We start from the raw sequence: 26381 nt of genomic DNA, 5'->3' as shown, positions 1-26381 counted from the left end.
CGCTTTCAGTAGTCATTTCCGCCCAATGTGCTTGATCCGCCTCAGCTCGTCGTGAGCACTCGCAACGGCCCGCGCCGGTTGAGCACATCGACCACCACCTTGGTGCCTGAGCGGCGGAGCGCGACGGCGGCAGATCCACCTTCGAGACGCAGGTTGCGCAGCGTGACCTCGTCGAGGAAGTCCGGCAGAATCGGTTCGTCGAAGGTGATGTGCAACCGTTCGGAATCGAAGCTGAGACCCCAGACAGGACTGCAGCAGATGGAGCGGCGCCACCGCCGCCCACGCCTGCGGCATGCAGGCGACCGGATAGAATGTCGGCCCGAGAGTCAGCTTGCGTGCAAAGCCGCAGAATAGCTCCGGCAGCCGCCGCAGGTCGATATAGGTCGAGGCGGCGAACAGGCCCTCGAAGATCTTGGTGGCTTCCCGCTTGAAACCATAGCGGGCGAGGCCCGCTGCGATCAGCGCATTGTCATGCGGCCAGACCGAGCCATTGTGATAGCTCATCGGATTATAGTGCGCACCGAGTCATGGCTGTCCTTCCAGCCCTGATTGATCAGGCCCTCCACGGTCTGCCTTCCATATTCGACAAAGCCGTCTTCATTCGATCCCTCGGCTGCATGCGGCTTCGCAATTGCGAAGGTCGACACGAACCCGGTCACCATTAACGGCAAGGTCACCTCTCCGCCGACGCTACCGCACGAAAACGCCTCGCGACGCCTTCGGACGGTTCTCGACGAGGGAGGCAAGAAGCACGTGCCGCGTGCCCTCGATATGATCAATTATGGCGGCGCGCGCGGCCGGGGCATCCCGCTGTTCCATGGCAGTGACGATGTCCAGATGTGTGGCGTAGCGGACGGGGTAGGCGGTCGAGGCCTGTGCTTCGATATAGAAAAACCGCTCCAGTTCATTCAGCATCTGCACGACCGAACGATGCAGCCTTGCGTTTCGTGACGCCAATGCCAGGCTTTCGTGAAACAGGTTGTTCACATTGTTCGATTGGCCAGGCTCCGCTTGATAGATCGCGTCGGATATCGACTGCGCGATTTCGTCGAGTTTGTGGAGGTCCTCATCCGTCGCGCGCTGGACGGCGAGGTCCATGGCGCCGCCCTCCAGGATCAGACGCATGTCGAAGATCTCGTTGATATCGGAAATCTTGACCGGCTCGACCATGTAGCCGCGGCGCGGATAGGCCTTCACCAGTCCCTCGAATTGCAGCCGCATCAGCGCTTCGCGCACTGGCGTCTTGCTCATCGCGAACCGCTCAGCGATGTCCAACTCGGTGAATTCAAGGCCGGGCGCCAGCGCACAGGCCATGATCTCCTTGCGGATCGTGCGATAGGCCTGGTCGGTCAACGACACCCTGCCGGCACGGGCCCGCTTGCTCTCGTTTGCCGCTGCATCGTCCGCCACCGCGTCCTCCCCTGAATGGTTTCCATCAAAACCCGAGCGGCGCCTCAAAAGAATGCCGCGTCGCACAAAAAATGAGCTTGCACCCGACAGGTCAACTTATAACATACTGTGTAATATATTATGTGATAAATCAAATCTCTCACAATCAGAGCGCGAACGACCGGCAAACGGCGGCGCGGGGAACAGCGCAGCGGAGAACGACACGTGGGAAGCTACGTGATCAGACAGGCATGTCTTGCCGTCGGCGTCTTGCTGACCGCGATCATCATCCTGTTCTGTCTCATCTATCTGGTGCCGGGCGATCCCGCGACGGTCGCTCTCGGCCCGCGCGCCAGCGCGGAGCAGAAGGACGTGTTCCGCCAGGCGATGGGACTCGACCAGCCGATACCTGTGCAGGCGGTCCGCTTCCTCGGCAATCTGCTCAAGGGCGATCTCGGCACCGACCTGCTCACCCGCCAACCCGTGCTCACGCTGGTGGCGAGCGCGCTGCCCCGCACCGTGACCCTGGCGCTGGTCGGGCTCGGCTGGGCCCTGATCGTCGGCATTCCGCTCGGCTGCCTCTCCGCGCTTCGCCCCAATAGCGGGATCGACCGGCTGATCGGCGTGTTCTCGACCAGCGTGATCGCGCTGCCCTCCTTCCTGCTGGCGATCTATGCACTGATCCTCTTCGCCGTGGTGCTGCGCTGGCTGCCCGCCATGGGCGCGGGCGAGCCGGGCGACATTCCCGACCAAATCACCCATCTCATCCTGCCGGCCTTCGCCGTCGGCCTCGGCTGGGTCGGCTACATCGCCCGGCTGGTGCGCGCTTCGCTGCTGGAAACGCTGCAGGAAAACCACATCCGCACCTACCGCGCCTTTGGCGTTTCCGACATGCGCATCACCCTGCGCTTCGCGCTGCCGATCGCGATGATCCCGGTGGTGGCGGTGATCGGCGTCGGGCTCGGCAGCCTTCTGTCCGGCGCCGTGCTCGTGGAGGTGGTGTTCTCGCGCCCGGGTCTGGGCTCACTGGCGCTTCAGGCCGTCACCTCGCGCAACTCGCCCGTTCTGGTCGGCACCGTTCTGGTGACGACGCTGCTCTATGTCGTCGCTAATTTCGCGACCGACCTGCTCGCCGCCTTCCTCGACCCCCGCATCCGCAAGGAAGGGTGAGCATGGCGCCGATCACCGATACCGTGGCCGTCGCACCGCCGGCCAACCGAACCGGCGCTCATCCGGCCTGGGTCGGCCTGCGGCGCCTGCTGGCCCATCCGGCCGGGCTGGTCGCCTTCATCGTGGTGCTCGGGTTGGTCGCCTGCGCACTGTTCGCGCCGTGGATCGCGCCCTACGATCCGGTGAAGATCGCCCCGCGCATCCGCTTCCAGGGACCCTCCTGGGAACACTGGCTCGGCACCGACCAGCTCGGACGTGATGTGCTGTCGCGGGTGATCTATGGCACCGGCGTCGCACTCAAGGTCGCCCTGTCCGGCACCTTGGCGGCGCTGCTGATCGGCGCCACGCTGGGCATTGTCGGCGGCCTGTCGCGCGGCTCGGTCGACGGCGCGCTGCTGCTGCTCTGCGATGCCATGCGCTCGCTGCCGCTGATCCTGTTCGCGCTGGCGATCGTGGCGATCTACGGGCCGAGCCTCGCCACGCTCATCGCCATCATCGCCTTCTCGATGGCGCCCGGCTATTTCCGCGTGGTGCGCAACCAGGTGCTGGTGCTGCGCAGCATGGATTTCGTCGCCGCCTCGCAATCCATGGGCGCCTCGCTGCCGCGCATCGCGCTCACCCATCTGGTGCCAAACCTGCTCGGCCCGATCATCGTGCTGATCGCCATGGACATTCCGGCGGTCATCGGCATCGAATCCGGGCTGTCCTTCCTCGGCCAGGGCATCCAGCCGCCGGACCCGAGCTGGGGCTCCATGCTGAGCGACGGCTACAGCTTCATCCGCCAGGCGCCGCATCTCGCCATCGCCGCCGGCCTGCCGGTCATCGTCTCGACGGTGGCCTTCACCTTTCTCGGCGAGGCGCTGCGCGACGTCCTCGACCCCAAGAGCTCGCGGGGACGCGGGTGATGACGGCCATTGTCGACCTCCGCGACGTCTCCATCACCTATGCCGGTGCCCATGGCCCGGTGCCGGCCGTGCGCGGCGTCACCCTCGCGCTGGAGCGCGGGCGTATTCTCGGCCTCGTCGGCGAAAGCGGCTCGGGCAAGTCCAGCCTCGTCAGCGCCATGCTGGCGTTGCTGCCGAAAAGCGCCTCGGTGCAGGGCCGCATCGTCCTAGACGGGCGCGATCTCTATTCCCTCGGCGAGCATGAGCGGCGCGCGCTGCGCGGGCGCGAAATGGCGACCGTCTCGCAGGATCCGTTCACCGCGCTGAATCCCGTCGTGCGGATCGGCACCCAGCTGGTCGAGTTCCAGCACGCGCTGCCCAATCTGACGAAGCCGGAGAAGCTCCGCCGCGCCGGCGCCATGCTGGAGCGCGTCGGCATCGCCGACCCCGCGACCCGACTCAACCAGTATCCGCATCAGCTTTCGGGCGGCCTGCGCCAGCGCGTCGCCATAGCCGGCGCCCTGCTGGTCAGCCCGAAGCTGCTGATCGCCGACGAGCCGACCACCGCGCTCGACGCCACTACCGAGATGGAGGTCATCGAGCTGATCCGCGACATGCGCGGCGAGGTGGATGGCTCCATCGTGCTGGTGACGCATGACATGGGCGTGGTCGGCCGGCTCTGCGACGATGTCGCTGTGCTCTATGCCGGCGAACTGGTGGAAAGCGGGCCGGTCGACGACGTGCTCAACCGGCCGCGCCATCCCTATACGCGCGCGCTGCTCGCCTGCGATCCGGCGCGAATCGATACGCCTTCGCGCCATCTGCCGACCGTTCCCGGTACGGTTCCCAGTCCCACAGCGCTGCCAGCGGGCTGTATCTTCGCGGCGCGCTGCCAGGACGTGATGGCGCTCTGCCATGAGGTCAAGCCGCTTCTTTCCGCCGCTGGCGCCTCGCGCGTGGCCTGCCTTCGTGTGAGCGCGCCATGACCGCGCTGCTTGAGGTGAACGATCTAGTCGTGCGCTACCCCACTGGATCGCTGTTCGGCCGGCTGCGCGGCGAGGTACGGGAGGTCACGGTGCTGGACGGCGTCAGCCTGACGCTCGATCAGGGCGAGACGCTCGGCCTCGTCGGCGAGAGCGGCAGCGGCAAAACCACGCTGGGGCGCGCCATAGGCGGCATGACGCCGATGGCGGCGGGCTCGATCACGCTCGCGGGTATCAGCGCCACCGGCCGCCAGGACGTGTTCTGGCGGGAGATGCGCCGGCAGGTCGGCTTCATGTTCCAGGACCCGATGGCCGCGCTCGATCCGCGCATGCGGCTCGCCGCCTCGATCACCGAGCCGCTGGCGGTGAACGGCATCGGCCGCACCGAACGCCGCCGGCGCGCGGGCGACCTGCTGGCGGAGGTCGGGCTGTCGCCGGATTTTGCCGAGCGCTTCCCGCATCAGATCTCCGGCGGGCAGGCGCGCCGCGTCACCGTCGCGCGGGCCTTGTCGCTGCGCCCCAGGCTGGTCATCGCCGACGAGCCGACCGCCGGGCTCGACCTGTCCGTGCAGGGCGAGCTGCTCAACCTGCTGAACGCCATCCAGGCGGCCTCCTCGGTGAGCTTCCTGTTCATCACCCACAATCTGGCGGTGGCGCGCCACGTTACCGACCGGGTGGCGGTGATGTATCTCGGCCGCATCGTCGAGAGCGCCCGCACGGCGGATATCTTCGCCCGGCCGGGCCATCCCTATACGCGCGCGCTGCTCTCCGCCCATGGCGCGCCCGGCGCAACGCCGCGGCTCACGGGCGAGATCCCCAGCCTGAAGCGCCGTCCGCAGGGCTGTGAATTCCACACCCGCTGCCCGCTCGCCACAGACCGGTGCCGCAGCGAGCCGCCGGCCGAGCACCTGATCGGGCCACAGCATCAGGTGCGCTGTCATTTCCCGCTGGCACCTGCCGGCAAGGCATCCCCGCAAGTGCCTCCCGCTCATCCCGAACCCGCACGGAGCCAGCCATGACGTTGCCTATCCTTACTCGCCGGCAGATCTTGCAGACATTGAGCGCGACGGCCCTCGGTGCGGTCGGGTCCAGCGTGCTCGGGAGCACTGCCTCCTTTGCCATCGACGGCAAGACGCTGAAGATCCGCAATGACGGCGACATTCGCAATCTCGATCCGGCAACGCGCGGCGGCTGGTACGACGAGACGGTGATGTTCGCCATTTTCTCCGGGCTGGTGCAGTTCAAGGCCGGCGACGAATGGGGCTGGCAGCTCGACGCCGCCGAGAGCCTCGACACCAAGGACCCCCTCGCCATCCCTTTCAGGCTGAAGCCCGGCCTGAAATGGACGGGCGGCTATGGCGAGGTTACCTCCGAGGACGTGAAATATTCCTATGAGCGCTTCGCCGATCCGAAGGTGAACGCCGTTTATGCCTCGGACTGGGCGGCGCTCGACAAGGTGGAGATCACCGACAAATATTCCGGCGTCATCCGCCTCAAGAAGCCGTTCGTGCCGCTATTCACCTCGACGCTGCCGCATGCCTCGGGGCTGATCGTCTGCAAGGCGGCGGTGGAGAAGAATGGCGGTGTCATCGGCACCGATCCGCTCGCCACTTCCGGCCCCTACATGCTGTCCAAGTGGCAGCCCAAGGAACGCATCACCCTGACGCGCAACCCGGATTGGCCGGGCCCGAAGCCCTATTTCGACGAGATCCAGCTCTACCCGCTCGCCGACAGGGTGGCGGCCGAGACCGCCTTCGACGCCGGCGACCTCGACGTGACCCAGATCAACATCAGTTCCGTCGCCGAGCGCAAGAAGAAGGACACCGCCACCCTCACCGTGAAGCCGGCCCTCGCCTATACCTGGATGGGCATCAACATCGAGAATCCGAAATTCACCGACCTGCGGGTGCGGCGCGCCATCCAGCGCGCGATCAACGTGCCCGAGGTCATCGAGGCGACCTTCGGCGGCGCGGTGCAGCCGGCCTTCGGCATCATCCCCCCGCCGCTGCTCGGCGCCCGCGACGCGCTGCTCTATCCTTATGATCCCGCCGCGGCCAAGGCGCTGTTGAAGGAAGCCGGCGTCACCGACCTCAAGATCAAAGTCGAGTTCGGCACCGACGCCGACTTGCTGGTCGCCGCGCAGGTGATGCAGGCGCAGCTCGCCGAGGTCGGCATCACGCTCGACGTGCGGCAGATGGACGGCGCGACGCTGACCGCCCAGCAGCAGGACACCAAGGACGGTACCTGGAAGGACGTGGAGATGTTCTTCATCACCTTCACCACCGCGCCGGACCCCAGCTGGGTGACGGAATGGTTCAAATGCGACCAGGTCGGGGTGTGGAACTTTCAGCGCACCTGCGATGCCGGCTGGGACGCCGAGAATGCCAAGGCCTCGGAGGAGCCCGACGCGGCCAAGCGGGGGGCGATGTACATCGACCTACAGAACAAGCTGGAGGAGACCGGCGCCTATGTCTTCCTCTATCACGGCGTCAACGCCTGGGTGTCGCCCAAGGCGCTGAACGGCGCTTGGACGCCGGACGGCCAATGGGCGCTGCTGCGCGATATGTCCGCGAAATGATCGAAACCGCCGACAGCCACGACCTGTCGGCAGCGCCCCGGCGTTCGGCTTCTGCCGGGCGCCGGAGGCCAATGGCGTTGCCTGCATGACCTTCGCTACACCGGAAACACCCGCGATCCACTGGCGGCAGCGGGCGGCGCGCGCGCTGCGCAATCCGCTCTATCGCCGCTATTTCCTTGCCCAGATGCCGCTGGTGGTCGGCTCGTGGATCCACTCCATCGCCATCGGCTGGCTGATGTGGCGGCTGAGCGCCTCGCCCTGGCTGCTCGGCCTCTTGGCCCTGTGCGAGCTGGGACCGACTTTTCTGCTGGGGCCGATCGCCGGCACGGTCAGCGACCGGCTGGACCGCCGCCGGCTGCTGATCTGCACGCAGGCGGCTTTCATCACACTGGTCTCGCTGCTCGGCTTCCTTACCCTCACCGACCGGGTGACGGTCGAGACGGTGATGCTGCTCACCCTGTCGATCGGCATCGTCACCGCCTTCGACAGCCCGACCCGACAGGCCTTCGTTGCAGAGTTGGTCGGGCTCGACGACCTGCGAAACGCCATCGCGCTCAATTCCATGCTGTTTAACGCCGCGCGCCTGATCGGCCCGGCGGTGGGCGGCGCCATCGTCGCCAGCTTCGGCGAGGGCTGGTGCTTCGCGCTCAAGGCGCTCGCCTATGTGCCGATGCTGGTCATGCTCGTGAGGCTGAAGGGCGTGGCGCCGATCCGGCGTGTGCGCGAGCCGTTCTTCACCGAGATGCGCCGCGGCTTCGCCTTCATCCGGAGCCGGCCGACGCAGGCGCGCATCCTCGTTCTGGTCGGCATCTGCAGCTTCACCAGCGTGCCGTATTTCTCGTTCCTGCCGGCGCTGGCTAACACGATGCTGAATTCGGACGCCACCGTGGCCGGCATGCTGATGAGCCTTACCGGCATCGGCGCGGTGATCGCCGCCGTGTTGCTCACCGTGTTCGACCGGCTGTCGATCCTGCGGCTCTATCCCGGCTGGTCGGCCCTGCTTCTGGGCCTGACGCAGATCGGCATCGGCCTGTCGACCAGCTTGGCCGTCACCGCCGCGCTCGCTTTGCCGATGGGCTTTGCCATCCTGTCGCAGAACCTCGCCTCGAACTCGCTGCTGCAGCAGTTCACCCCGCCGGCGTTCCGCGGCAGGGTGATGGCGATGTACGCGATGATGATGCTCGGCACGGTGCCGTTCGGCTCGCTGATCGTCGGCGGGCTCGGCGACCGGCTCGGCATGCCCTTCACCTTCATCGCCGGCGGCATCGTCTGCGCGGTGGCGGCGCTGGTCATCCTGCTGCTGCCCGAGCCACCGACCGAACCCCATTCCACGTCTCAGATCGTTTGAAGGACTGCTCTATGGAGAACGCCTATCTCGCGGACACGCCCGCTCCCTATGAGCAGATCGCCATCACGCTGTCCGACGGCGTCGTCCTGACCGGCCGGCTCTGGCGGCCGGAACGGCCGGCGGCGGCCAGGGTACCCGTGGTGCTGGAGTGGATTCCCTATCGCCAGTCCGACAACACGGCGGTCGGGGATTCCATGGTGCATGGCTATTTCGCCATGAACGGCATTGCTTCCGTGCGCGTCGACCTGCGCGGCAGCGGCAATTCCGAGGGACTGCTGCACGATGAATATCTCAGGCAGGAGCAGGACGACGCCTGCGAGGTGATCGCCTGGCTGGCGGCGCAGGAGTGGTGCAACGGCAAGGTCGGGCTGATCGGCATTTCCTGGGGCGGCTTTGCCGGCCTGCAGATCGCCGCGCGGCGCCCCCCGGCGCTCAAGGCCATCGTTACCTGCTGCTCGACCGACGACCGTTACAGCGACGACGTCCATTTCATGGGCGGCGGCCTGCTGATCGACGGTATCCAGTGGGGCGCCGGCCTGTTCGCCCAGCTCGGCCGGCCGGCCGATCCTGTCCATGTCGGCGAGCGCTGGCGCGACATGTGGATGAACCGGCTGGAGAATATCACGCCGCCGCTCGCGAGCTGGTTTGCCCATATGGAGCGCGACGACTTCTGGAAGCATGGCTCGGTCTGCGAGGACTATGACGACATCAACTGCGCCGTTTACGCTGTGACCGGCTGGACCGACGGCTATTCCGACCCGGTGCTGCGGCTGATGCAGAATCTCAAGGGGCCGCGCAAGGGCATGATCGGCCCCTGGACCCACATGTACCCGAACTGGGGCGTGCCGGGACCGAAGATCGGTTTCCTGGAGGAGTGCATGCGCTGGTGGCGGCACTGGCTGCTCGACGAGGCGACCGGCATCATGGACGAGCCCATGCTGCGGCTGTGGGTCGGCGAGGAACTCACGCCGCATCCGCGCTTCCCGACCATTGGTGGACGCTGGATCGGCGTGCCGGGCTGGCCCTGCGAGGGAGACAGCCAGGCCTTCCATCTCGACAACGGGCGGCTGACGACCGCGCCCGCTGTGGCGGGCGATCCGGTGCGCGTCGATACCCCCCAACATCTGGGCGCCTATGCCGGCGAATGGTGCCCGCTCGACGGCGGCGGCGACGGCCCGGAATTCCAGGCGGACAACCGCCCCGACGACGCCCTGTCGGTCTGCTACGATACGCCGATGCTGGCCCATGCCGTCGAGCTGGTCGGCATCCCCCGCCTTAGGCTCGACATGGCGATGGATGGACCCACCGCGACCGTGATCGTCCGGCTAAACGAGATCGCGCCCGACAGCACGTCGGCGCGCGTGACCTTCGCGATCCGCCGGGTGACGCGGCCGGAAGGCGTCGCCGTCGGCGAGCGCTTTTCCTATGAAATCCCGCTCAAGGGCGTCGCCTACACCTTCAGGCCGGGCCGCCGGATCCGGCTGGCGATTTCCACCACCTACTGGCCGATGGTCTGGCCGGAGCGGGAAGCCGGCGCCATCACGCTCTATCCCGACGCCACCACGCTGCTGCTTCCGGGCATGCCGGCGCAGGCCGTGCATGACTTGGTGCCGTTCGGCCCGCCGATCTCCGCCGCGCCCATCCCGTCAGAGGACATCGAGCCGGGCGATATCACCCGAACCGTCACATGGGACGCGACGACCGGGGAATCTACGCTGACCAGCGCCAACCAGCGCAAGACCTGGCGGCTCGGCGAACTCACGCTCGGCGGACGCGGCGCGCATGGCTATTCGATCCTCCCCGCCGACCCGAATTCGGCCAAGGCCTATTTCGAGAGTATGCAGCGATACGAGCGGCCAGGCTGGACGATCCGGCTGGAAGCGCGCAGCGAGGTGTTCTGGGAAGGCGACAAGCTGGTACTGGAGTCGCGCTATGAGGCGTTCGAGAATGAGAAGAGCGTGTTCTCCCGGCTTTGGCGCAACTGCTTCGACTACTGACGTGTCCGGTCTCCCCGCGAGGCAATCCATGGAGAAATCTATTTTTGCGGTGGTGGCCGGCACCGCGCGGGTCGTCCGGCTGGCGCCGGACGACCATGTTGACGTGGTCAACCTAGTTGGCGATGAGCTTACGGTCGATTTTCCGTTGCTCCAATCGCAGCGGGCCGAAGTCGCTGCCATACTATGCGCCCATCAGCAGCGCTGGAACGACGCGGACCGCGCCATTGGCACTCTGTTACACGTCAGCAAGAGGCTATGATTGCCGCGCTCCGCCGGTGGAACGCTCGACCTATCACTACCGCTCCCGACAGACCGGGCAGGCCGATCTCATCAAACGGATCCGGAGATCGCCGAGAACTTAAACAAATGCAATATCAAATAACATACGCGTTCATAGGTCCCCCTTGATCGGCGTGCCGACCAAAGCGAAACTGCAAAGACATTGAATGGCATGATCGACATTGTCGCGGACCATCTCACACGACATCACACGGACCGCTCATTCAGCGGCAAAAGCAGGTCAAGCCCAACGCAACGGAGAACTATGTCTAAACTATGCACACGCCGCACCGAGGTCGTGAGTCTCATTTACGCGTAAGCGAAGGAACGGACTCGATTGCGTCCGCGAAGCGGGCGAGTTCCTCTAGCAGGCGCGTCAACGCCTCTGTGTCCAGTGGCTTGAGACGCACCCATTGCGCGTCGAAGACGTCGGGGATCGCCTTGTTGATCACCGTTTCGCCCGAGGCGGTGAGCTGGATGCGGATGGTGCGCCGGTCACTCGGCTCCGGCAGCCGGGCGATGTAGTGCAGCGCCTCGAGCTTGTTGATGCGGCTGTTCAATCCCGCTCCGCTCAGCAGCAGCGAACGGGATAGCTCCTTCGGCGTCAGGCTGTAGGGCGCGCCGGCCCGGCGCAGCGCGGTAAGCACGTCGAAGGTGCCGCGCACGAGATCGTAGGGCTCCAGCACCTCGTCGATGAAGGCGGTGGACTGGATGTGGATGCGGCCGATCAGCCCGTAGATGTGGACGGGCACGGGGTCGATGTCGGGTCGTTCCGCTTGCCATTGCCGGAAGATCTCGTCGACCCGCTGGCGCGCGGCGCTGTCGGTCGAGATGCGGCGGCCCTTCTTCGCCGGCTCCTGCCCCATGCCTTGCTCCTCCTTCCCGGTCACGGGCTCCACGTCACCACCCGCTTCTCGAGATATTCCAGTATGTAGAACAGCGCCACGCTCATGACGGTCAGCAGCAGCAGCGCCGCGAAGGCGACCGGCGTCTGCGATTGCGAGGTGGTGATCAGGATGAGGTAGCCGAGCCCGCTCTGCGCCGAGACGAACTCGCCGATTACCGCGCCGATGACGGCGAAGGTGATCGCCACCTTGCAGCCGGTAAACAGCGCGGGCAGCGCCGCGGGAAGGCGCAGTCGGCGCAGGATCATGTGCTGCGAGGCCCCCAGCGAGCGCATCATGTCGAGCATCGACTTGGGCACGGCGTCGAAGCCGGCGACGACGTTGACGAGGATGGGAAAGAAGCAGACCAGCACCACGATGACGATCTTCGGCCATTCGGAAAAGCCGAACCACAGCAGCACCAGCGGTGCCAGCGCCACCTTGGGGATCGACTGCAGGCCGAGCAGCACCGGATAGATGATGCGGCGCGCCAGCGCGTTGAAGGCGATGAGCGCCGCGAGCGGCAGCGACAGCGCGAGCGCCAGCAGGAAGCCGAACACCGTCTCGCGCAGCGTGACCAGGGCGTTGGTCGCGAGTTCCGGCGCCCATTCGACACCGGCGGCGAGGATCTCGGACGGCGCCGGCAGCACCCAGCTCGGCACGGAGAAATAGAGAGTCAGCCCTTCCCAGGCGGACAACATGGCGAGATAGACGACGGGGATGAGCAGGCGGCCGCCGAGCGACGAAAACGACATGCCTCAGCCCTTCCTGTGACCGAAGATGAGGTGGCGCACCTGGTTCTTGATCTCCTGGAAGCGCGGCAGGGCGGCGGTGTCGATGGAGCGCGGGCGCGGCAGGTCGATGGCGATGTCGGCCTCGATCCGGCCGGGCCGCGGCGACATGACCAGCACGCGGTCGCCGAGCAGGATCGCCTCCTCGATATCGTGGGTGATCATGAAGGCGGTGCGCCCGAGCTCATCCCACAACCGCGAGAGTTCGAGCGAAAGCTCCTCGCGGGTGAGCGCATCGAGGGCGCCGAAGGGCTCGTCGAGCAGCAGGAAGCGCGGATCGGCCAGCATGGCGCGGCAAAAGGCGGCCCGCTGCTTCATGCCGCCCGACAGGTTCTGCGGGCAGTGATGGGCGAAGTCCCTGAGTCCGGTCATCTCCAATAGCCGCCAGGCCCGCGCCTGCGCCGCGCTCTTCTCCAGCCCGAGGACATCGGCCGGCAGCAGCACGTTTTCGAGCACGCTCGCCCAGGGGAACAGCACATGTTCCTGGAAGATGATGCCGACCTCGTGCGAAGGGGCGTCGAGCGGCTGCCCGTAACGCCGCAGCGTGCCGCCGCTCGCCGCCTCCAGCCCGGCAATCAGGCGCAGCAGCGTGGACTTGCCGCAGCCGGACGGACCGACGACGCAGACGAACTCGCCGGGCCGGATAGTCAGGTCCACCGGCCCAAGGGCGTGAACCTCGCGGCCAGTCTTTTCCCGGAACCGCTTGATCACGTCGCGCAGATGGATGACGGGAACGCTTGGCCTTCCCGTTCCGGTCCGTTCCGCCCGCTCCACATCGGAGCGGGCGATATCGGCAGTCATTCGACGAATCCTTCCACCGCCAGGTCCTTCGGATCGACCGGCGCGTTCAGCTTGAAGTATTTGGCGATGACGTTCACCGTCTCCTTCACGCGCACCGGGTCGATCCTGCCGAGCGGCTGGCCCGGCACGGTGGCGAGTTCCTTCACGAGCTTAATTTCGCCCTCGATCACCGCCGGGTCGATCTGCTTCTGGTACCGGTGCATGATCGCGGCGGCCTCTGCTGGGGTGGCGAAGGCCTCCTCCATGCCCTTCAGCGTCGCGCGCACAAAGCCCCGCACCATCTCCGGCTGGCTGGCGATAGCTTCTTCCGAGGCAATGAGGCCGTTGCTGTAGAAATTGAGGCCGGCATCTTTGTAGGCCAGCGCCGTCACCGCCTTGGGAGCGGTCGCCTTCTCCACCAGCGGCTGGCCGACGAGGAACTGGCCGATGCCGTCCGCCCGGCCGGTCGCCAGCACCGAGGACAGCGCCGCGCCGTCGGCCGTCACCCAGGTCACCTTGGAGGCGTCGATGCCCGCCGCCTCGGCATAGGCGGGAAAAAGCAGGCGCACCGAACTCGAGGCCGTGTCGGCGAGGGTCTTCCCCTCGAGGTCCTTCGGTGTCCTGATGCCGCTGTCAGCCAGCGCGAAGATCGCCTGCGGCGGCGTCGCATAGACCACGGCCACCATCTTCACCGGTACCTTGTCGTTGCCGCGCGCCAGCACCAGCGAGCCGGCATCGGCGAAGCCGAACGCCGCCGCCCCGGACGCCACCTTCTTGATCGCGTCTGCCGAGCCCTGCCCGCGCAGGATGTTCACGTCGAGCCCCTCGGCCTTGTAGTAGCCCTTGTCGAGCGCGACGTAGAAATAGGCGTGCCGGCCATTATAGCCGAAATCGGTGGTGACGTTGACCTCTGCCGCCCCGGCCGCGAGCGGGACCGAGAACTGGGCGGAGAGCACAAAAAGGGCTGCCAAGCGCTTTAACATCGGCGGGCTCCATAAGACCGACGCGAGGTTTTCGACGGCCGCTGCGCGGGGTCGCGACGAACATTCGCCATTCTTTCTATATCGAATGACTTCAGGCTAGGCTGAGGCTTGAACTGCGTCAATCAACAGCTTGGATCAATTGGCAGGCACTATCCGCCAACGGACGCACATATGTCGGGCACTCCGCACAGATCTTGATCTCTCAGCCATTGGAGTGCGCCTAGGCATGCCGTTCCGGTTCCATGCATCAATAGAATTCGATCGGAACTTCGGAACTATCGGGCCGCTCTTGACATGCGTCGTCCCACCGCCCCAAGCTAATTTATTCGTTATCGAATAATCTGGACCTTCATGGATCGCGCTACTAGGATCGCCATTGTCGGCGCGGGCATCGCCGGCCTGACCGCTGCCGGCCTGCTGCAGCAACAGGGCTACGGCGTCACGGTGTTCGAGCAAGCGGAGAATTTCAGCCGCATCGGCGCCGGCATCATCCTAGGCGCCAGCACGGCCAAGGTGATGCGACGCCTCGGCATCGAGGACGTCATGGTGCGCACCGGCATCAAGCCGGACGCCTTCGTCAGCCGCGACGTCGCCAGCGGCGCGGTCCTAAATGAGTTCGTCTTCGACGCGGTCGCCGAGCGCCGTTTCGGCGGCCCCTTCGTCAACATCCATCGCGCCGACCTGCATCGGCTGCTGGTCTCGCGGCTGAAGCCGGGCAGCATCCGCTTCGAGCATCACCTCGCCGGGCTCGACGAGACCGGCGACGGCGTGAGGTTGACTTTCGTCAATGGCGCGCGCGTCGAGGCCGACCTCGTCATCGGCGCCGACGGCATACGCTCGGTGGTGCGCGAGGCGATCGTCGGCCGCGCGACGCCGCGCTATGTCGGCAAGGTGGCGCTGCGCGCGGTATTCCCCGCCTCCCGCGCCGTCGGCGTGCCGATACGCGACTGCACCAAATGGTGGGGCGAGGAGCGCCACCTGCTCTCCTATTTCATGACCGAGCGGCGCGACGAATGCTACGTCATGGCGGCGGTGCCGAGCGACGCGTGGCACGCGGATTCGCCGCCGGGCCCCGGCTCGCGCGAAGACTTCCTCGCCGCCTTCCCCACCGCCCACCCGGATCTGAGGGCGCTGCTGGAGGCGACCGACAACGTTTCGCTGCTGCCCATCTGCGATCGCGTCCGCAACGACGTCTGGAGCGCCGGCCGCGCGGTGCTGATGGGCGACGCCTGCCACGCGGTGCGCCCCTTCATGGCGGCTGGCGGCTCCATGGCGATCGAGGATGCGGCGATACTCGCCCGCGCCATCGCCGCCTGCAACAGTCCGGAGCAGGCCTTCCACGTCTACGCCGCCAGCCGGATTCCCCGCGTCGGCGACGTGCAGCGCATCTCGGCCGAGAACTCCTGGATGAAGCTGCCGGGTGATACCAGCTGGTTCTTCGGTTACGACCCCTTCAGCGATGCCCTCGATCAGGCCGCCTGACCGGCGCCGGAGACCGCCCATGCCCGCCTGCGCTCCCGACCCGATGATCGCCCGCGACCTCGTCGGCTATGGCGAGACGCCGCCCGATCCGAAATGGCCGGGTGGCGCCGCCATCGCCGTCAACTTCAACCTCAATGTCGAGGGAGGCGGCGAATCCACCCTCGCCAATGGCGATCCCATCTCGGAAGGCATGCTGAACGACATCGGTGTGCCGACCTTCGCCGGCCGCCGGGTGCCGCTGGTCGAATCCGTCTTCGAATATGGCAGCCGCCGCGGCTCCTGGCGCCTGCTCGACCTGTTCGCGCGCCATGACATCCTGATCAGCGTGCTCGGCGTCGCCCGCGCACTGGAGCAGAACCCGGAGCTCGCCCGCGCCTTTGTCGCGCGCGGCCACGAGATGGTCAGCCACGGCTATCGCTGGATCGACTATGGCGAGGTGACGGAAGACGAGGAGCGCGCGCATATCGCCAGGGCGCGCGACATCCTGGCCGCGCTCACCGGCACCCGCCCGCTCGGCTGGATGACCGGCCGGCCGGGACCGAACACAAGGCGGCTGCTCATGGAGGAAGGCGGCTTCCTCTATGACCGCGATTCGCTCGCCGACGAGCTGCCCTACTGGATCGAGGGGCCGGGCGGCCCGCACCTCGTCATCCCCTATTCTTACGAGGCCAACGATAACCGCTTCAACGAGAACAGCGGCTTTCCGACGGCCGAGCATTTCTTCCACTACATGCGCGACGCCTTCGATACGCTGTATGACGAAGGCCGGCGCGGCGCGCCGAAGCTGCTCTCCATCGGCCTGCACGACCGGCTGATCGGCCGGCCCGGCCGCTTCCCCGGCCTCGCCCGGCTTCTCGATCATATGCGCGCCCGTGACGACGTGTGGTTCTGCCGCGGCATCGACATCGCCCGTCACTGGCACGCGCATTTCAAGCCGGCCTGACATTTCGGGAGAACGCCGCTATGACGCTCGCTGCCCTGCCGCTCGCCGCCATCGAAGCCGATCTCGCCCATCTGACCGCGCTGCGGCGCGATCTCCACGCCCATCCCGAGCTGGGTTTCGAGGAGCATCGGACCGCCGCGCGCATCCGCACCGAGCTCGAGGCCTGCGGCATCCCGGTCTTCGCGGAGATCGGCGGCACCGGCCTCGTCGGCCTCGTCGAGGGCAGGGGCGGACCCGGCCGCTCTATCGGGCTGCGCGCCGACATGGACGCGCTGCCCATCGAGGAGGACAGCGATTTCCCCTGGCGCTCGACCGTGCCCGGACGCTTCCACGGTTGCGGACATGACGGGCACGTCGCCATGCTGGTGGGCGCCGCGCGCCATCTCGCCGCGCATCGCGACTTCCCCGGCCGGGTGGTGCTGGTCTTCCAGCCGGCGGAGGAAGGCCTCGGCGGCGCCCGCGCCATGCTGAGGGACGGCCTGTTCGCCCGCTTCCCCTGCGACGAGATCTACGCGCTGCATAACGACCCCAACCGCGGCTTCTGCGAAGTCGGGCTGCGCCGCGGGCCGGTCAGCGCCAGCGCGGATTTCTTCGACATCGACGTCAGGGGCAATGGCGGCCATGCCGCCTTCCCGCACCGGACGATCGATGCTGGACTGGTGGCGATCGCCATCGCCCAGGCGTTGCACGCCATCGTCGGGCGTGACATCGATCCGAACGAGGCGGCGGTGGTCTCGGTGACGGCGATGAACGCCGGGACGACCTATAACGTCATTCCCGGTACGGCGCGCCTCTCCGGCACCATCCGCTCCTTCTCGCCGCTGGTGCGGGAGCGGATCGCCGGGCGGATCGGGACGCTCGCCGCCGGCATTGCGCAGGCCTATGGCGCGGAGGCGCGCGTCTCGATCCGCGACGTGTTCAGCACCCTGGTCAATCACGACGCGCAGGCCGCGGCGCTGGCCAAGGCGGCGCGCGCCGTCGTCGGCGCCGGCAAGGTGGACACGGACGTCCCAAAAGTGACGACCAGCGAGGATTTTGCCGACATGCTGATGGCGGTGCCCGGCGCCTATTGCTTCCTCGGCCAGGGCGCGGGTGCCGCCCTTCACAATCCGCGCTACGCCTTCAACGACGCGGTCATCCCAATCGGTGCCGCGCTGTTCGCGCGGATCGCGCTCGATCGCCTGGCACGGCTGTCACTTTCCATTTAAATCCCGGAACCGCGGTTCAGCATTTTCACCACAACACGATGTCCGTGTTGCCGCGCGTCGCTTACCTCGCCGCCGGCGATTTCGAGCGCATCCACCACATGGAAGCGCATCTTGTCATGCAGGATGTGGTCTTCAACGACCTTTTCCTCCGAATTGGAGAATATCGTCATTTTGTACCCGGCGTAAGGCCAGTATTCCGCGAGCGTTCTTGCGTGATCGACATTGCCGCCAAGAAGAGCGAGGCGGAACGCCGGCGCGTCGGGCACCGCCGCGGCGAGCGCGATCGGCCCGTGGCACAGTAGCGCCGTCGGCTTGCCGGTGGCGTGGAAGTGCCGAAGGATCGACGGATGGTTTGTGTAGAATTCCTGCGCCTCTCGCCACGCCTTCTCGTCGCCCTCGAATGCGGGAAGGCCATGGCGGGCACGACGGTCTCGTTGAGATACTGACCGGTCTTGCCCCAGCCGCGACGGACCTCGATGCGGATGGCGTTTGATCCGATGATGAGTACTTTTCCTTTGGCCATGGAGAAGGCATGGGCCAGCGGGTAGCAGCCCGATCCCGCTCTCTGTTGATGTCTCCTGGTCCGGTTCCGGATCTTCTATGATCACCCCGCTTCGGGGTCGGCTACGCAAGCGTGCCCCCGCGGCGGCTTCTTTATGCCGGCCTCCCGCCGCCGAGAGGCTGCGGCCGCTCAGATTTGAACTGTATCAATTCTTGTCAGGGGCGACTTCTGACCCGTCTCGCGACATCTTCCTTTACGGAGGACATGATTCTGCGACAGCGCGAACCTAGCCTGAGATCTCGTCGCAACGGGCTCAAAGGGAGGTTCAAGGCATGGCTCGATTGACCGTTAACGGCCGCGTCGAGGAGTTCGAGGCCGAGCCCGACACGCCACTCCTGTGGGTCCTGCGCGAGCAGCTCGGCATGACGGGCACCAAGTTCGGCTGCGGCATCGCCCAGTGCGGCGCCTGCACCGTGCACATAGACGGCGTGGCGACGCGCTCCTGCGTCATGCCGGTCTCCTCCATCGAGGAAAGCCAGAAGATCGTCACCATCGAAGGACTCTCGCCCGATGGTTCCCATCCGGTGCAGAAGGCCTGGCTGGCGCTCGATGTGCCGCAATGCGGCTACTGCCAGACCGGCATGATCATGGCCGCCGCCAGCCTGCTGGAGACCAATCCGCAGCCGAGCGACGAGGACATCAGCGCCGAGATCACCAATATTTGCCGCTGCGGCACCTATAACCGCGTCCGTGCCGCCATCCATATGGCGGCGGATGAGAAGGCGGGCTGAGGGAGGCGGACATGACGATCGCACAGAGATTTCCCGGCGTATCCCGCCGCAACTTCCTCGCCGGCTCGGCTGCCGCGCTCGGTGGCCTGTCGCTCGGCTTCCACATCCCCTTCTCGGATGAAGCGCTGGCGCAGGACGCGGCGGCGAGCCTGCCGCCTGAGGTCAATGCCTGGGTGGTGGTGAAACCGGACGACACCGTCGTCATCCGTGTCGCCCGCTCGGAGATGGGCCAGGGCACGCTCACCGGCCTCGCCCAGTTGGTGGTCGAAGAGCTAGAATGCGACTGGTCGAAGGTGACGACCGAGTATCCCCCGCCGGGCGAGAATCTCAAGCGCAACCGCGTCTGGGGCAGCTACTCCACCGGCGGCTCGCGCGGCATCCGGGATTCGCACGACTATGTCCGCAAGGGCGGCGCGGCCGCGCGCGAGATGCTGATCGCCGCCGCCGCGGCGCAGTGGAACGTGCCGGCGGGCGAATGCGTGGCGGCCAACAGCGTCATCACCCACGGCCCCAGCGGGCGCACGCTGCGCTTCGGCGAGGTGGCCGATGCCGCCGGCAAGCTGACGCCGCCGAGCGACGTCAAGCTCAAGGACCCGAAGGACTGGAAGATCGCCGGCAAGCCGCTGGCGCGCCTCGACACGGTGGACAAGCTCACCGGTAAGCAGGTCTACGGCGCCGACCTCAAGCTGCCGGGCATGGTGAACGCCGCCATCAAGGCCTGCCCGGTCTTCGGCGGCAAGGTGGCGAGCTTCGATGCCGCCGCGGTGGAGAAGATGCCGGGCGTGAAGAGCGTGGTGAAGGTGGACGATGCCGCCGTCGCCGTGGTCGCCGACACCTGGTGGCGGGCCAAGACCGCGCTCGACGCACTGCCCATCACCTGGGATGAGGGGCCGAACACCGGCATCTCCTCCGCCTCCATCGCCGAGATGCTGCGCGCCGGGCTCGATGCGGATGAAGCCTTCGTCGGCAACCGGCAGGGCGACGCTAAGGCCGAGCTCGCCAAGGGCGCCCCGGCCGGCGGCAAGATCGTCACCGCCGGCTACGCCTTCCCCTACCAGAACCACGCCACCATGGAGCCGATGAACGCTACCGCGCTCTACACGGACGAGAAGTGCGAGGTGTGGGTGCCGACGCAGAACGGCGAGTCGAGCCTCGCCGTGGTGGCGGAAGCCTCCGGCCTGCCGGTCGACAAGTGCGAGGTCTACAAGATCCATCTCGGCGGCGGCTTCGGCCGGCGCGGCAACTTCCAAGACTATGTCCGGCAGGCTGTCAGCATCGCCAGGCAGATGCCCGGTACGCCAGTGAAGCTCTTGTGGTCGCGCGAGGAGGACATGCTCCATGGCGCCTATCACCCGACCACGCAGGCCAAGCTGAGCGCCACGCTCGACGCGCAGGGCAACGTCACGGCGATGCATATGCGCATCTCCGGCCAGTCCATCCTCGCTTCGGTGCGGCCGGAAGGCATGCAGGGCGGCATGGACCCGGTGGTGTTCCAGGGGCTCACGGCGAATTTGCCGGAGGGGCATCTCGGCTACACCGTGCCCAACCTTCTGATCGATCACGCCATGCGCAACCCGCCGATCCCGCCAGGCTTCTGGCGCGGTGTGAACCTCAACCAGAACGCCATCTATGTCGAATGCTTCATCGACGAGCTGGCGCATGAAGCGGGGATGGAATCGCTCGCCTTCCGCCGCAGGCTGATGGCGAACCATCCCAAGCACCTCGCGGTGCTGGAGGCCGCCGCCAAGGGCATCGGCTGGGACACGCCGCCGGCTGAGGGACGCGGGCGCGGGCTCGCCCAGATCATGGGCTTTGGCTCCTATGTCGCCGCCGCCGCCGAGGTCTCGGTGACCAATGGCGAGCTCACCGTCCACCGCATCGTCGCCGCGACAGATCCTGGCCACGCCGTCAACCCGGCGCAGATCGAGCGGCAGGTCGAGGGCTCCTTCGTCTACGGTCTCTCCGCCTGCCTCTATGGCGAGTGCACGGTGAAGGGCGGGCGCATGGAGCAGGAAAACTTCGACACCTATGAGGTGATGCGCCTCGCGCAGATGCCGGCGGTCGAGACCATCATCCTGACTTCAGGCGGCTTCTGGGGCGGAGTGGGCGAGCCGACCATCGCGGTGGCCGGGCCGGCAGTTCTCAACGCGCTCTTCGCGGCGACGGGCAAGCGCTACCGCACTCTGCCGCTCAAGAACCACGAGCTGAGCTGATGCGCCTTATGCTTTTGCTGCTGCCGGCGCTGTGGGTGGCCATGCCCATGGCGCCGGCCGAGGCCGCCCCGCCACGCGGCGCGACCTCCTGTTCCGGCTGCCATCCGCGCACCGCGGGTCGCGGGCCGATTCCGAGCTTGAATGGACAGCCGGCGGAGCAGATCGTCTCGCAGATGACCGCCTTCCGCAGCGGCGAGCGCACATCCACCGTGATGACGCGCATCGCCAAGGGGTTCAGCGATGAGGAAATCCGCGCCATCGCCGACTATTTCGCTGCCGGCGGCAACGCCCCGGCCGGCTCGGCTGCACCGGCTTCCCCTGCACCGACTCAGCCGTAGGAGCCTCTTGCGCGGCTTCGCCGCCGGCGCCGCCGTGCTCGGTGCGCCGCCGGTGCTGGCGCAGACGGGCCCGCGCGTCGTCGTGGTCGGCGGCGGCTTTGCCGGGGCGAGCTTCGCCCGCGCGCTCAAGCGCGAGGATCGCACCATCGCCGTCGCCCTTGTCGAGCCGAGCGAGCACTACACCGCCTGCCCGATGAGCAATGCCGTCATTACTGGCCTGCGCGACATCGGCGCCCAGCATTTCGGCTATGGCGGGCTGGAGGATGACGGCATCGTCCATGTGCCGCAGAGGGTGGTGCGCGTCGACGCCGCCCGGCGCCGCGCGGTGCTCGCCGACGAGGTGATGCTCGATTATGACCGGCTCGTCGTCGCGCCGGGCATCGACATGCGCTTCGACGCCATCCCCGGCTATGACGCCGCCGCTGCCGAGCTGCTGCCGCATGCCTGGAAGGCGGGCGAGCAGACGCTGCTGCTGCGCCGCCAGTTGGAAGCGATGGAGGATGGCGGCCTCGTCGTCATCTCCGCGCCGCCGAATCCATTCCGCTGCCCGCCCGGCCCCTATGAGCGGGCGAGCCTGGTCGCCCACTTCCTCAAGACCCGCAAGCCGCGCTCCAAGCTGCTCATCCTCGACGCCAAGGACGCTTTCTCCAAGCAGCGCCTGTTCGAGCAGGCGTGGAGCGAGCTCTATCCGGGGCTGGTGGAATGGGTGAGCCTGTCCTTCGGCGGCAAGGTCACAGAGGTCGATGCGCCCGCCCGCACGCTCACCACCGAGTTCGGCAGCCACAGGGCGGCGGTCGCCAATGTCATCCCGCCGCAGCGGGCAGGCGCCATCGCGACCACCATTGGCGTCGCCGACCAGACCGGCTGGTGCCCGATCGACCCGGTGACGTTCGAATCCCGTTTGACACCGAACGTCCACGTCATCGGCGACGCGGCGATCGGCGGCGCCATGCCGAAATCCGCCTTCACCGCCAATGCGCAGGCGAAGGCCTGCGCCAGCGCCCTCGCCGGCCTGCTGCGCGGAAGGGAGCCGGAAAGCCCCAAACTGATCAACACCTGCTACAGTCTGATCGCGCCGGACCAGGCGGTCTCCATCGCCGGCGTCTACCAGCCGGCGAACGGCCTGCTCGCCGAGGTACAGGGCGCCGGCGGCACCAGCCCGCTCGACGCCCCGCGCTCGGTCCGCGAGGAGGAGGGGGCCAATGCGCAGGCCTGGTTCGAGACCATCACCCAGGAGGCCTTCGGATGAACGCCCCGCTGCTGGCGGCGATGGTCGGCCTCGCCGTGCCCGGCACCGCGCTGGCGCAGGACGCCATGCCGCGCCCGGCGGGAATCACGCCCGGCGAGGCGACCGAGGGCGCCCGGCTCGTGGCCGACCGGCAGAAGAGCCTGTGCGTGCTCTGCCATTCCGGCCCGTTCCCGAATCCGCATCTGCAGGGCAACCTAGCCCCCGACCTGTCCGGCATCGGCGCGCGGCTGTCGGAGGACGAGATCCGCCTGCGCGTCACCGACATGAAGCGCCTCAACCCGGACAGCCTGATGCCGACCTATGCGGCGTCAAAAGCCGGCGAGCGGGTCGGGACGGCATGGCGCGGACGGCCCATATTGGTGGAGCAGGAGATTGAGCACATCGTCGCCTATCTCGCGAGCCTGAAGGAATGAATGTGAGAGAAACCGGCCTCATCGGACGACGCGGGCTGATCCTTGCGGGCGGTGCCGGACTGCTGGTGCTCGCTTTGCCGCCCGCCCGCGCGCTTGCCCGCCCCTCGCTACAGGAGGCGGTGAACGGCTTCACCGGTGGCAAGCCGGTCGAGACTGGCAAGGTGAAACTCGACGTGCCGCCGCTGGTCGAGAACGGCAATGCGGTCGGCGTCACCGTCGCGGTAGAGAGCCCGATGACCGCCGGCGACCATGTGCGCCGCATCGCTTTGTTCAACGAGAAGAACCCGCAGGCGGACGTGGCGGTGTTCACCCTCGGGCCGCGCACCGGGCGGGGACGCCTTTCCACCCGCATCCGGCTCGCCACCTCGCAGACGTTGATCGCCGTCGCCGAGCTGAGCGACGGCAGCTACTGGTCGAGTTCGGCCAACGTCATCGTCACGCTGGCCGCCTGCATCGAGGATCTGTCATGAGCCGCACCCTCGTCAGCGTGCCGAAGACCGCCAAGGTGGGCGAGGTCATCGACATCCGCGCCATGATCGCCCACCCGATGGAGACCGGCTACCGCATGGGGCCGAACGGCCAGGCGATCCCGCGCAAGATCATCCGCCATTTCGCCTGCGAGTATGACGGCGAGGAGGTGTTCTCGGCAGAGTTCCATCCGGCCGTCTCCGCCAATCCCTTCGTCGCCTTCAGCACCGTCGCCACGAAGTCGGGCGCGCTTACCTTCCGCTGGACCGACGACGACGGCAAAGTGGAGACGGCGAGCGCCGAGATCGCGGTGAGCTGATGGCCTTCCGGCTCGCATTCGCGGCCGCCCTGCTCTGCGCCGGCATAGCTGTGGCGCAGGAAATTCCTCCGGGCGAGCGCCGCTCCGGCACCGACTTCATGTCGGCCGAGACGCGGGCGATCCAGGCCGACGACGGCTCCAACCCCGGCATGCTCTGGGTGCTGCAGGGCGAAAGCCTATGGAAAGAGCCGGCGGGTGCCTCGCGCCGCTCCTGCGCCTCCTGCCATGGCGAGGCGGCCACCTCGATGCGCGACGTGGCGGCGCGCTATCCGGCCTTCGATACGGCGAGCGGCGCGCCCGTCGACCTCGCCGGGAAGATCGACCAGTGCCGCACGACGCGCCAGCACGCGGCCGGCCTGCCGCGCGAGAGCGAGGAACTGCTCGGCCTTAGCACCTATGTCGGCCACCAGTCGCGCGGCCTACCCATCGCCCCGCCGGACGATCCCCGGCTCCATGCGGCGCGTGCCGAGGGCAAGCGGCTGTTCGAGACGCGGATGGGCCAGCTCGATCTTTCCTGCTCGTCCTGCCACGACGCCAACTGGCGCGGGCGGCTGGGGGGCAGCGCCGTCACCCAGGCGCACCCGACCGGTTACCCGATCTATCGTCTCGAATGGCAGGCGGTCGGCTCGCTGCAACGGCGCATGCGCGGCTGCATGGTCGGCGTGCGCGCCGAGCCCTTCGCCTATGGCTCTGCGGAATTCATCGCACTGGAACTCTATCTCGCCGAGCGCGCGGCCGGACTTGCGCTCGAGACGCCTGCCGTCCGCCCCTAAGTATTTTGTTTGGACGCCGCCCGCGGGACAGGGGGGGTGTCATCTGCTCAAGCTCCGGACGGGACTGTGTTTAGTCCTCGCAGGATGTCCCGATTGATAGCCTAGGACAGGAGACAGACATGGCAGAACTGACCAAAGCCGCCTTCTTCAATGCAAGGCCCGGCCGATCGGACGAGCTTGGCTCCGAGCTGCTCAAGCTCGTCTCTGCGTCCAGATCGGCGCATGATCGGGCATATACTCGCGATAGAGCCGCGCCATCGTCTCGTTGACCTCCGGGGAAAGCCGCCGACATGGTAGGAGTTGACGTGCACCACGTGTTCCCAGCCCGCGCTGGCCGTCGCCAGCGTGCGCTCCACATTGCGGAGCGCCTGAGCGATCTCTTCCTCCAACGCATCGGGAATCCGCAAATTGTCATCCCAACGGCCTTGGCCCAATATCTCCACGCGTTTTCCGATCCTCACTGACTGTGAGTAGTGCAGCAGGTCGCGCAGAAGTTCCCCATAGCCCGGGGTGACGAAGAATTCCGGCTTTTCCATTCTGTCGTCTCTTCAGTGATTCAACTTGGACAGCACATCGGGAGACGATGACGACGCGCCCGAGGATGGAATGGCTTTCGGCATAGGCGTGAGCCTCGGCAGCCGCCGCAAGTGGAAACGACCTGTTCACGATGAACTCAAGATCCCCGGTCGCCGCCGGTTCCAGCATCCTGGAAACCGTGCAGTAGGCATTCGGCTTTTCCAACTGCGTTCCCATGAAGACCCCGAAAAGTGATTGGTTCGCCCGTAGCGCCGGCCACAGATCGATACCGAACCACTGGCGTTGCCGACGAAGACCAGGCGCACCTCAGCACGCCATCGCTTGGGCAAACCGGATCGGGGATATCCGCATAACGAAGGACATCGAGCCGGCCGGGGGTAATCATAGATGGCTGCTTTCATGGTTCTTTCACGGCGCCATCACTCGCTTGTCCGAGCGGGACCCGAGCTTCGCTGAACAGGGGCGCTAGGTGTTTAGTCCCAGCATGTCATGGCTTGGCTGACGGACGAATAGCTCCGGCTTTTCGGCGCTGATGAGCTTGAGCGCTTCGAGCGGTGTCTTGAACCGAAGCGCCTTCAGCTGCTTGGCGTAGTTGTAGGCGAGCAGCCAGTCCCGGACGTGGCGTCGCAGATCGTCGATCGAGGCGTAGTGGAAGGCGCGGACGGTCGCGTCCTTGATCGTGCGGACCATCGGCTCGGCCTGGCCGTTGGTTCAGGGATGATACGGCTTGGGGAGCCTGTGCTCGATGCTGTTCTCGGCGCAGACTCTTCCGAAGGCATGAACAAGGAAGCCGCTCTCGGCCCTCTTGTCGTGCTGGACGAACTGGACGCCGTTGTCGGTCAGCACGGTGTGGATCTTGTAGGGGACCGCCATGAGCAGAGCCTTGAGGAAGCCCGCCGCGACCAGCTTCGTCGCCTTCCGATAGATTCTGGCGAAGACCAGCTTGGAGGTCCGGTCGACCGCCACGAACAGGTACGGCCAGGAAGAACAGCCCCATGAGCAGGCCGCGAAACGGCTCGATGTCACTTTCGATCTGGTGCCGGTAGCTCGAACTCGACAGCATCACCCCGGCGAGGAAC

The 26381-nt window shown here is 66.7% G+C and carries 26 protein-coding genes and 3 pseudogenes; 19 read left to right on the top strand and 10 right to left on the bottom strand.

What is annotated here, in order from left to right:
• Positions 1-41: 41 nt before the first annotated feature.
• Positions 42-519: pseudogene (locus KHC24_RS22360) on the bottom strand (amylo-alpha-1,6-glucosidase); the annotation flags it as partial.
• Positions 520-690: 171 nt separating this feature from the next.
• Complete coding sequence (locus tag KHC24_RS22355; protein ID WP_213366074.1) at positions 691-1410, bottom strand: GntR family transcriptional regulator; 720 nt, start codon at positions 1408-1410, stop codon at positions 691-693.
• Positions 1411-1626: 216 nt separating this feature from the next.
• On the opposite strand from KHC24_RS22355, the gene KHC24_RS22350 reads away from it, so the two are divergent.
• The 8 genes from KHC24_RS22350 to KHC24_RS22315 all read left to right on the top strand — a co-directional run bounded on the left by KHC24_RS22350 (position 1627) and on the right by KHC24_RS22315 (position 10608).
• On the top strand, positions 1627-2559 hold the full coding sequence (locus KHC24_RS22350; protein ID WP_271180516.1) for an ABC transporter permease: 933 nt from the start codon (positions 1627-1629) through the stop codon (positions 2557-2559).
• A 2-nt stretch (positions 2560-2561) separates the two neighbouring features.
• A complete protein-coding gene (locus KHC24_RS22345) occupies positions 2562-3464 on the top strand; it encodes an ABC transporter permease (RefSeq protein ID WP_213366069.1) in 903 nt (300 codons plus the stop codon).
• Positions 3464-4429: an ABC transporter ATP-binding protein gene (locus tag KHC24_RS22340; protein ID WP_213366066.1), complete on the top strand. Its 966-nt coding sequence runs from the start codon at positions 3464-3466 to the stop codon at positions 4427-4429. Before KHC24_RS22345 ends, KHC24_RS22340 begins: the two co-directional genes overlap by 1 nt.
• A complete protein-coding gene (locus tag KHC24_RS22335; RefSeq protein ID WP_213366063.1) occupies positions 4426-5445 on the top strand; it encodes an oligopeptide/dipeptide ABC transporter ATP-binding protein in 1020 nt (339 codons plus the stop codon). Before KHC24_RS22340 ends, KHC24_RS22335 begins: the two co-directional genes overlap by 4 nt.
• Positions 5442-7004 carry an ABC transporter substrate-binding protein gene (locus KHC24_RS22330; RefSeq protein ID WP_213366060.1) on the top strand — a complete coding sequence of 521 codons (1563 nt, stop codon included), beginning with the start codon at positions 5442-5444 and terminating at the stop codon, positions 7002-7004. Before KHC24_RS22335 ends, KHC24_RS22330 begins: the two co-directional genes overlap by 4 nt.
• A gap of 85 nt (positions 7005-7089) precedes the next feature.
• The gene (locus tag KHC24_RS22325) at positions 7090-8352 is read left to right on the top strand and encodes an MFS transporter (protein ID WP_213366057.1); all 1263 of its coding nucleotides are present in this window, start codon (positions 7090-7092) and stop codon (positions 8350-8352) included.
• Positions 8353-8363: 11 nt separating this feature from the next.
• Positions 8364-10349: a CocE/NonD family hydrolase gene (locus KHC24_RS22320; protein WP_213366054.1), complete on the top strand. Its 1986-nt coding sequence runs from the start codon at positions 8364-8366 to the stop codon at positions 10347-10349.
• A gap of 28 nt (positions 10350-10377) precedes the next feature.
• Positions 10378-10608: a hypothetical protein gene (locus KHC24_RS22315; RefSeq protein WP_213366587.1), complete on the top strand. Its 231-nt coding sequence runs from the start codon at positions 10378-10380 to the stop codon at positions 10606-10608.
• A gap of 325 nt (positions 10609-10933) precedes the next feature.
• Here KHC24_RS22315 and KHC24_RS22310 read toward each other — a convergent pair whose 3' ends face one another.
• Genes KHC24_RS22310 through KHC24_RS22295 form a run of 4 tightly spaced genes read right to left on the bottom strand, consistent with a single transcriptional unit; the run spans position 10934 to position 14054 of the window.
• Entirely contained in the window at positions 10934-11494 is a 561-nt protein-coding gene (locus KHC24_RS22310) for a MarR family winged helix-turn-helix transcriptional regulator (RefSeq protein ID WP_213366051.1), read from the bottom strand.
• Between the two features lie 20 nt (positions 11495-11514).
• Positions 11515-12267 (bottom strand): ABC transporter permease, encoded by a 753-nt coding sequence (locus tag KHC24_RS22305; protein WP_213366048.1) that lies wholly within the window; start codon positions 12265-12267, stop codon positions 11515-11517.
• Positions 12268-12270: 3 nt separating this feature from the next.
• A complete protein-coding gene (locus KHC24_RS22300) occupies positions 12271-13104 on the bottom strand; it encodes an ABC transporter ATP-binding protein (RefSeq protein WP_213366047.1) in 834 nt (277 codons plus the stop codon).
• Positions 13101-14054 carry an ABC transporter substrate-binding protein gene (locus KHC24_RS22295; RefSeq protein WP_246547507.1) on the bottom strand — a complete coding sequence of 318 codons (954 nt, stop codon included), beginning with the start codon at positions 14052-14054 and terminating at the stop codon, positions 13101-13103. Before KHC24_RS22295 ends, KHC24_RS22300 begins: the two co-directional genes overlap by 4 nt.
• 363 nt (positions 14055-14417) lie before the next feature.
• On the opposite strand from KHC24_RS22295, the gene KHC24_RS22290 reads away from it, so the two are divergent.
• From KHC24_RS22290 to KHC24_RS22280, 3 genes are read left to right on the top strand one after another with little or no spacing between them, the layout of a single operon-like run.
• Positions 14418-15548 (top strand): FAD-dependent monooxygenase, encoded by a 1131-nt coding sequence (locus KHC24_RS22290; protein ID WP_213366041.1) that lies wholly within the window; start codon positions 14418-14420, stop codon positions 15546-15548.
• Positions 15549-15567: 19 nt separating this feature from the next.
• Positions 15568-16491: a polysaccharide deacetylase family protein gene (locus KHC24_RS22285; protein ID WP_246547505.1), complete on the top strand. Its 924-nt coding sequence runs from the start codon at positions 15568-15570 to the stop codon at positions 16489-16491.
• Between the two features lie 20 nt (positions 16492-16511).
• Positions 16512-17699 carry an amidohydrolase gene (locus tag KHC24_RS22280; RefSeq protein WP_213366038.1) on the top strand — a complete coding sequence of 396 codons (1188 nt, stop codon included), beginning with the start codon at positions 16512-16514 and terminating at the stop codon, positions 17697-17699.
• Here KHC24_RS22280 and KHC24_RS22275 read toward each other — a convergent pair.
• Entirely contained in the window at positions 17696-18307 is a 612-nt protein-coding gene (locus KHC24_RS22275) for a type 1 glutamine amidotransferase family protein (protein ID WP_213366035.1), read from the bottom strand. The two genes, KHC24_RS22280 and KHC24_RS22275, sit on opposite strands and share 4 nt — an antisense overlap.
• Before the next feature lie 226 nt (positions 18308-18533).
• Between KHC24_RS22275 and KHC24_RS22270 the strand changes: the two genes are divergently transcribed.
• The 8 genes from KHC24_RS22270 to soxA are packed head-to-tail and all read left to right on the top strand — an operon-like array spanning position 18534 to position 24765.
• On the top strand, positions 18534-18992 hold the full coding sequence (locus tag KHC24_RS22270; RefSeq protein WP_213366032.1) for a (2Fe-2S)-binding protein: 459 nt from the start codon (positions 18534-18536) through the stop codon (positions 18990-18992).
• An 11-nt stretch (positions 18993-19003) separates the two neighbouring features.
• On the top strand, positions 19004-21205 hold the full coding sequence (locus KHC24_RS22265; RefSeq protein WP_213366029.1) for a xanthine dehydrogenase family protein molybdopterin-binding subunit: 2202 nt from the start codon (positions 19004-19006) through the stop codon (positions 21203-21205).
• Complete coding sequence (locus KHC24_RS22260) at positions 21205-21543, top strand: c-type cytochrome (protein WP_213366026.1); 339 nt, start codon at positions 21205-21207, stop codon at positions 21541-21543. Before KHC24_RS22265 ends, KHC24_RS22260 begins: the two co-directional genes overlap by 1 nt.
• Positions 21544-21550: 7 nt before the next feature.
• Positions 21551-22792 (top strand): NAD(P)/FAD-dependent oxidoreductase, encoded by a 1242-nt coding sequence (locus KHC24_RS22255; RefSeq protein WP_213366023.1) that lies wholly within the window; start codon positions 21551-21553, stop codon positions 22790-22792.
• The gene (gene soxX, locus KHC24_RS22250; RefSeq protein ID WP_213366020.1) at positions 22789-23205 is read left to right on the top strand and encodes a sulfur oxidation c-type cytochrome SoxX; all 417 of its coding nucleotides are present in this window, start codon (positions 22789-22791) and stop codon (positions 23203-23205) included. Before KHC24_RS22255 ends, soxX begins: the two co-directional genes overlap by 4 nt.
• Positions 23202-23675 (top strand): SoxY-related AACIE arm protein, encoded by a 474-nt coding sequence (locus tag KHC24_RS22245; protein WP_213366017.1) that lies wholly within the window; start codon positions 23202-23204, stop codon positions 23673-23675. The genes soxX and KHC24_RS22245 overlap by 4 nt, the downstream gene beginning before the upstream one ends.
• Positions 23672-23992: a thiosulfate oxidation carrier complex protein SoxZ gene (gene soxZ, locus KHC24_RS22240; RefSeq protein ID WP_213366014.1), complete on the top strand. Its 321-nt coding sequence runs from the start codon at positions 23672-23674 to the stop codon at positions 23990-23992. Before KHC24_RS22245 ends, soxZ begins: the two co-directional genes overlap by 4 nt.
• On the top strand, positions 23992-24765 hold the full coding sequence (gene soxA, locus KHC24_RS22235; protein ID WP_213366011.1) for a sulfur oxidation c-type cytochrome SoxA: 774 nt from the start codon (positions 23992-23994) through the stop codon (positions 24763-24765). The genes soxZ and soxA overlap by 1 nt, the downstream gene beginning before the upstream one ends.
• Positions 24766-24866: 101 nt before the next feature.
• Here the strand turns inward: soxA and KHC24_RS22230 are convergent, their stop codons facing one another.
• The 3 genes and pseudogenes from KHC24_RS22230 to KHC24_RS25225 all read right to left on the bottom strand — a co-directional run.
• Entirely contained in the window at positions 24867-25301 is a 435-nt protein-coding gene (locus KHC24_RS22230) for a Rid family hydrolase (RefSeq protein ID WP_246547503.1), read from the bottom strand.
• 58 nt (positions 25302-25359) lie between these two features.
• Positions 25360-25470: pseudogene (locus tag KHC24_RS25665) on the bottom strand (quinone oxidoreductase family protein); the annotation flags it as partial.
• 297 nt (positions 25471-25767) lie between these two features.
• Positions 25768-26277: pseudogene (locus tag KHC24_RS25225) on the bottom strand (integrase core domain-containing protein); the annotation flags it as partial.
• Positions 26278-26381: the final 104 nt, after the last annotated feature.

Origin of the sequence: Ancylobacter defluvii, assembly GCF_018390605.1 — a bacterium.
Classification (GTDB): domain Bacteria; phylum Pseudomonadota; class Alphaproteobacteria; order Rhizobiales; family Xanthobacteraceae; genus Ancylobacter; species Ancylobacter defluvii.
This window is presented reverse-complemented; position numbering and strand designations above follow the sequence as displayed.

Coding starts and splice junctions, on each gene's coding strand:
- KHC24_RS22345 (WP_213366069.1), top strand. CDS start 2,562: ATGGCGCCGATCACCGATACCGTGGCCGTCGCACCGCCGGCCAACCGA.
- KHC24_RS22340 (WP_213366066.1), top strand. CDS start 3,464: ATGACGGCCATTGTCGACCTCCGCGACGTCTCCATCACCTATGCCGGT.
- KHC24_RS22335 (WP_213366063.1), top strand. CDS start 4,426: ATGACCGCGCTGCTTGAGGTGAACGATCTAGTCGTGCGCTACCCCACT.
- KHC24_RS22330 (WP_213366060.1), top strand. CDS start 5,442: ATGACGTTGCCTATCCTTACTCGCCGGCAGATCTTGCAGACATTGAGC.
- KHC24_RS22325 (WP_213366057.1), top strand. CDS start 7,090: ATGACCTTCGCTACACCGGAAACACCCGCGATCCACTGGCGGCAGCGG.
- KHC24_RS22320 (WP_213366054.1), top strand. CDS start 8,364: ATGGAGAACGCCTATCTCGCGGACACGCCCGCTCCCTATGAGCAGATC.
- KHC24_RS22315 (WP_213366587.1), top strand. CDS start 10,378: ATGGAGAAATCTATTTTTGCGGTGGTGGCCGGCACCGCGCGGGTCGTC.
- KHC24_RS22310 (WP_213366051.1), bottom strand. CDS start 11,494: ATGGGGCAGGAGCCGGCGAAGAAGGGCCGCCGCATCTCGACCGACAGC.
- KHC24_RS22305 (WP_213366048.1), bottom strand. CDS start 12,267: ATGTCGTTTTCGTCGCTCGGCGGCCGCCTGCTCATCCCCGTCGTCTAT.
- KHC24_RS22300 (WP_213366047.1), bottom strand. CDS start 13,104: ATGACTGCCGATATCGCCCGCTCCGATGTGGAGCGGGCGGAACGGACC.
- KHC24_RS22290 (WP_213366041.1), top strand. CDS start 14,418: ATGGATCGCGCTACTAGGATCGCCATTGTCGGCGCGGGCATCGCCGGC.
- KHC24_RS22285 (WP_246547505.1), top strand. CDS start 15,568: ATGCCCGCCTGCGCTCCCGACCCGATGATCGCCCGCGACCTCGTCGGC.
- KHC24_RS22280 (WP_213366038.1), top strand. CDS start 16,512: ATGACGCTCGCTGCCCTGCCGCTCGCCGCCATCGAAGCCGATCTCGCC.
- KHC24_RS22270 (WP_213366032.1), top strand. CDS start 18,534: ATGGCTCGATTGACCGTTAACGGCCGCGTCGAGGAGTTCGAGGCCGAG.
- KHC24_RS22265 (WP_213366029.1), top strand. CDS start 19,004: ATGACGATCGCACAGAGATTTCCCGGCGTATCCCGCCGCAACTTCCTC.
- KHC24_RS22260 (WP_213366026.1), top strand. CDS start 21,205: ATGCGCCTTATGCTTTTGCTGCTGCCGGCGCTGTGGGTGGCCATGCCC.
- soxX (WP_213366020.1), top strand. CDS start 22,789: ATGAACGCCCCGCTGCTGGCGGCGATGGTCGGCCTCGCCGTGCCCGGC.
- KHC24_RS22245 (WP_213366017.1), top strand. CDS start 23,202: ATGAATGTGAGAGAAACCGGCCTCATCGGACGACGCGGGCTGATCCTT.
- soxZ (WP_213366014.1), top strand. CDS start 23,672: ATGAGCCGCACCCTCGTCAGCGTGCCGAAGACCGCCAAGGTGGGCGAG.
- soxA (WP_213366011.1), top strand. CDS start 23,992: ATGGCCTTCCGGCTCGCATTCGCGGCCGCCCTGCTCTGCGCCGGCATA.
- KHC24_RS22230 (WP_246547503.1), bottom strand. CDS start 25,301: ATGGAAAAGCCGGAATTCTTCGTCACCCCGGGCTATGGGGAACTTCTG.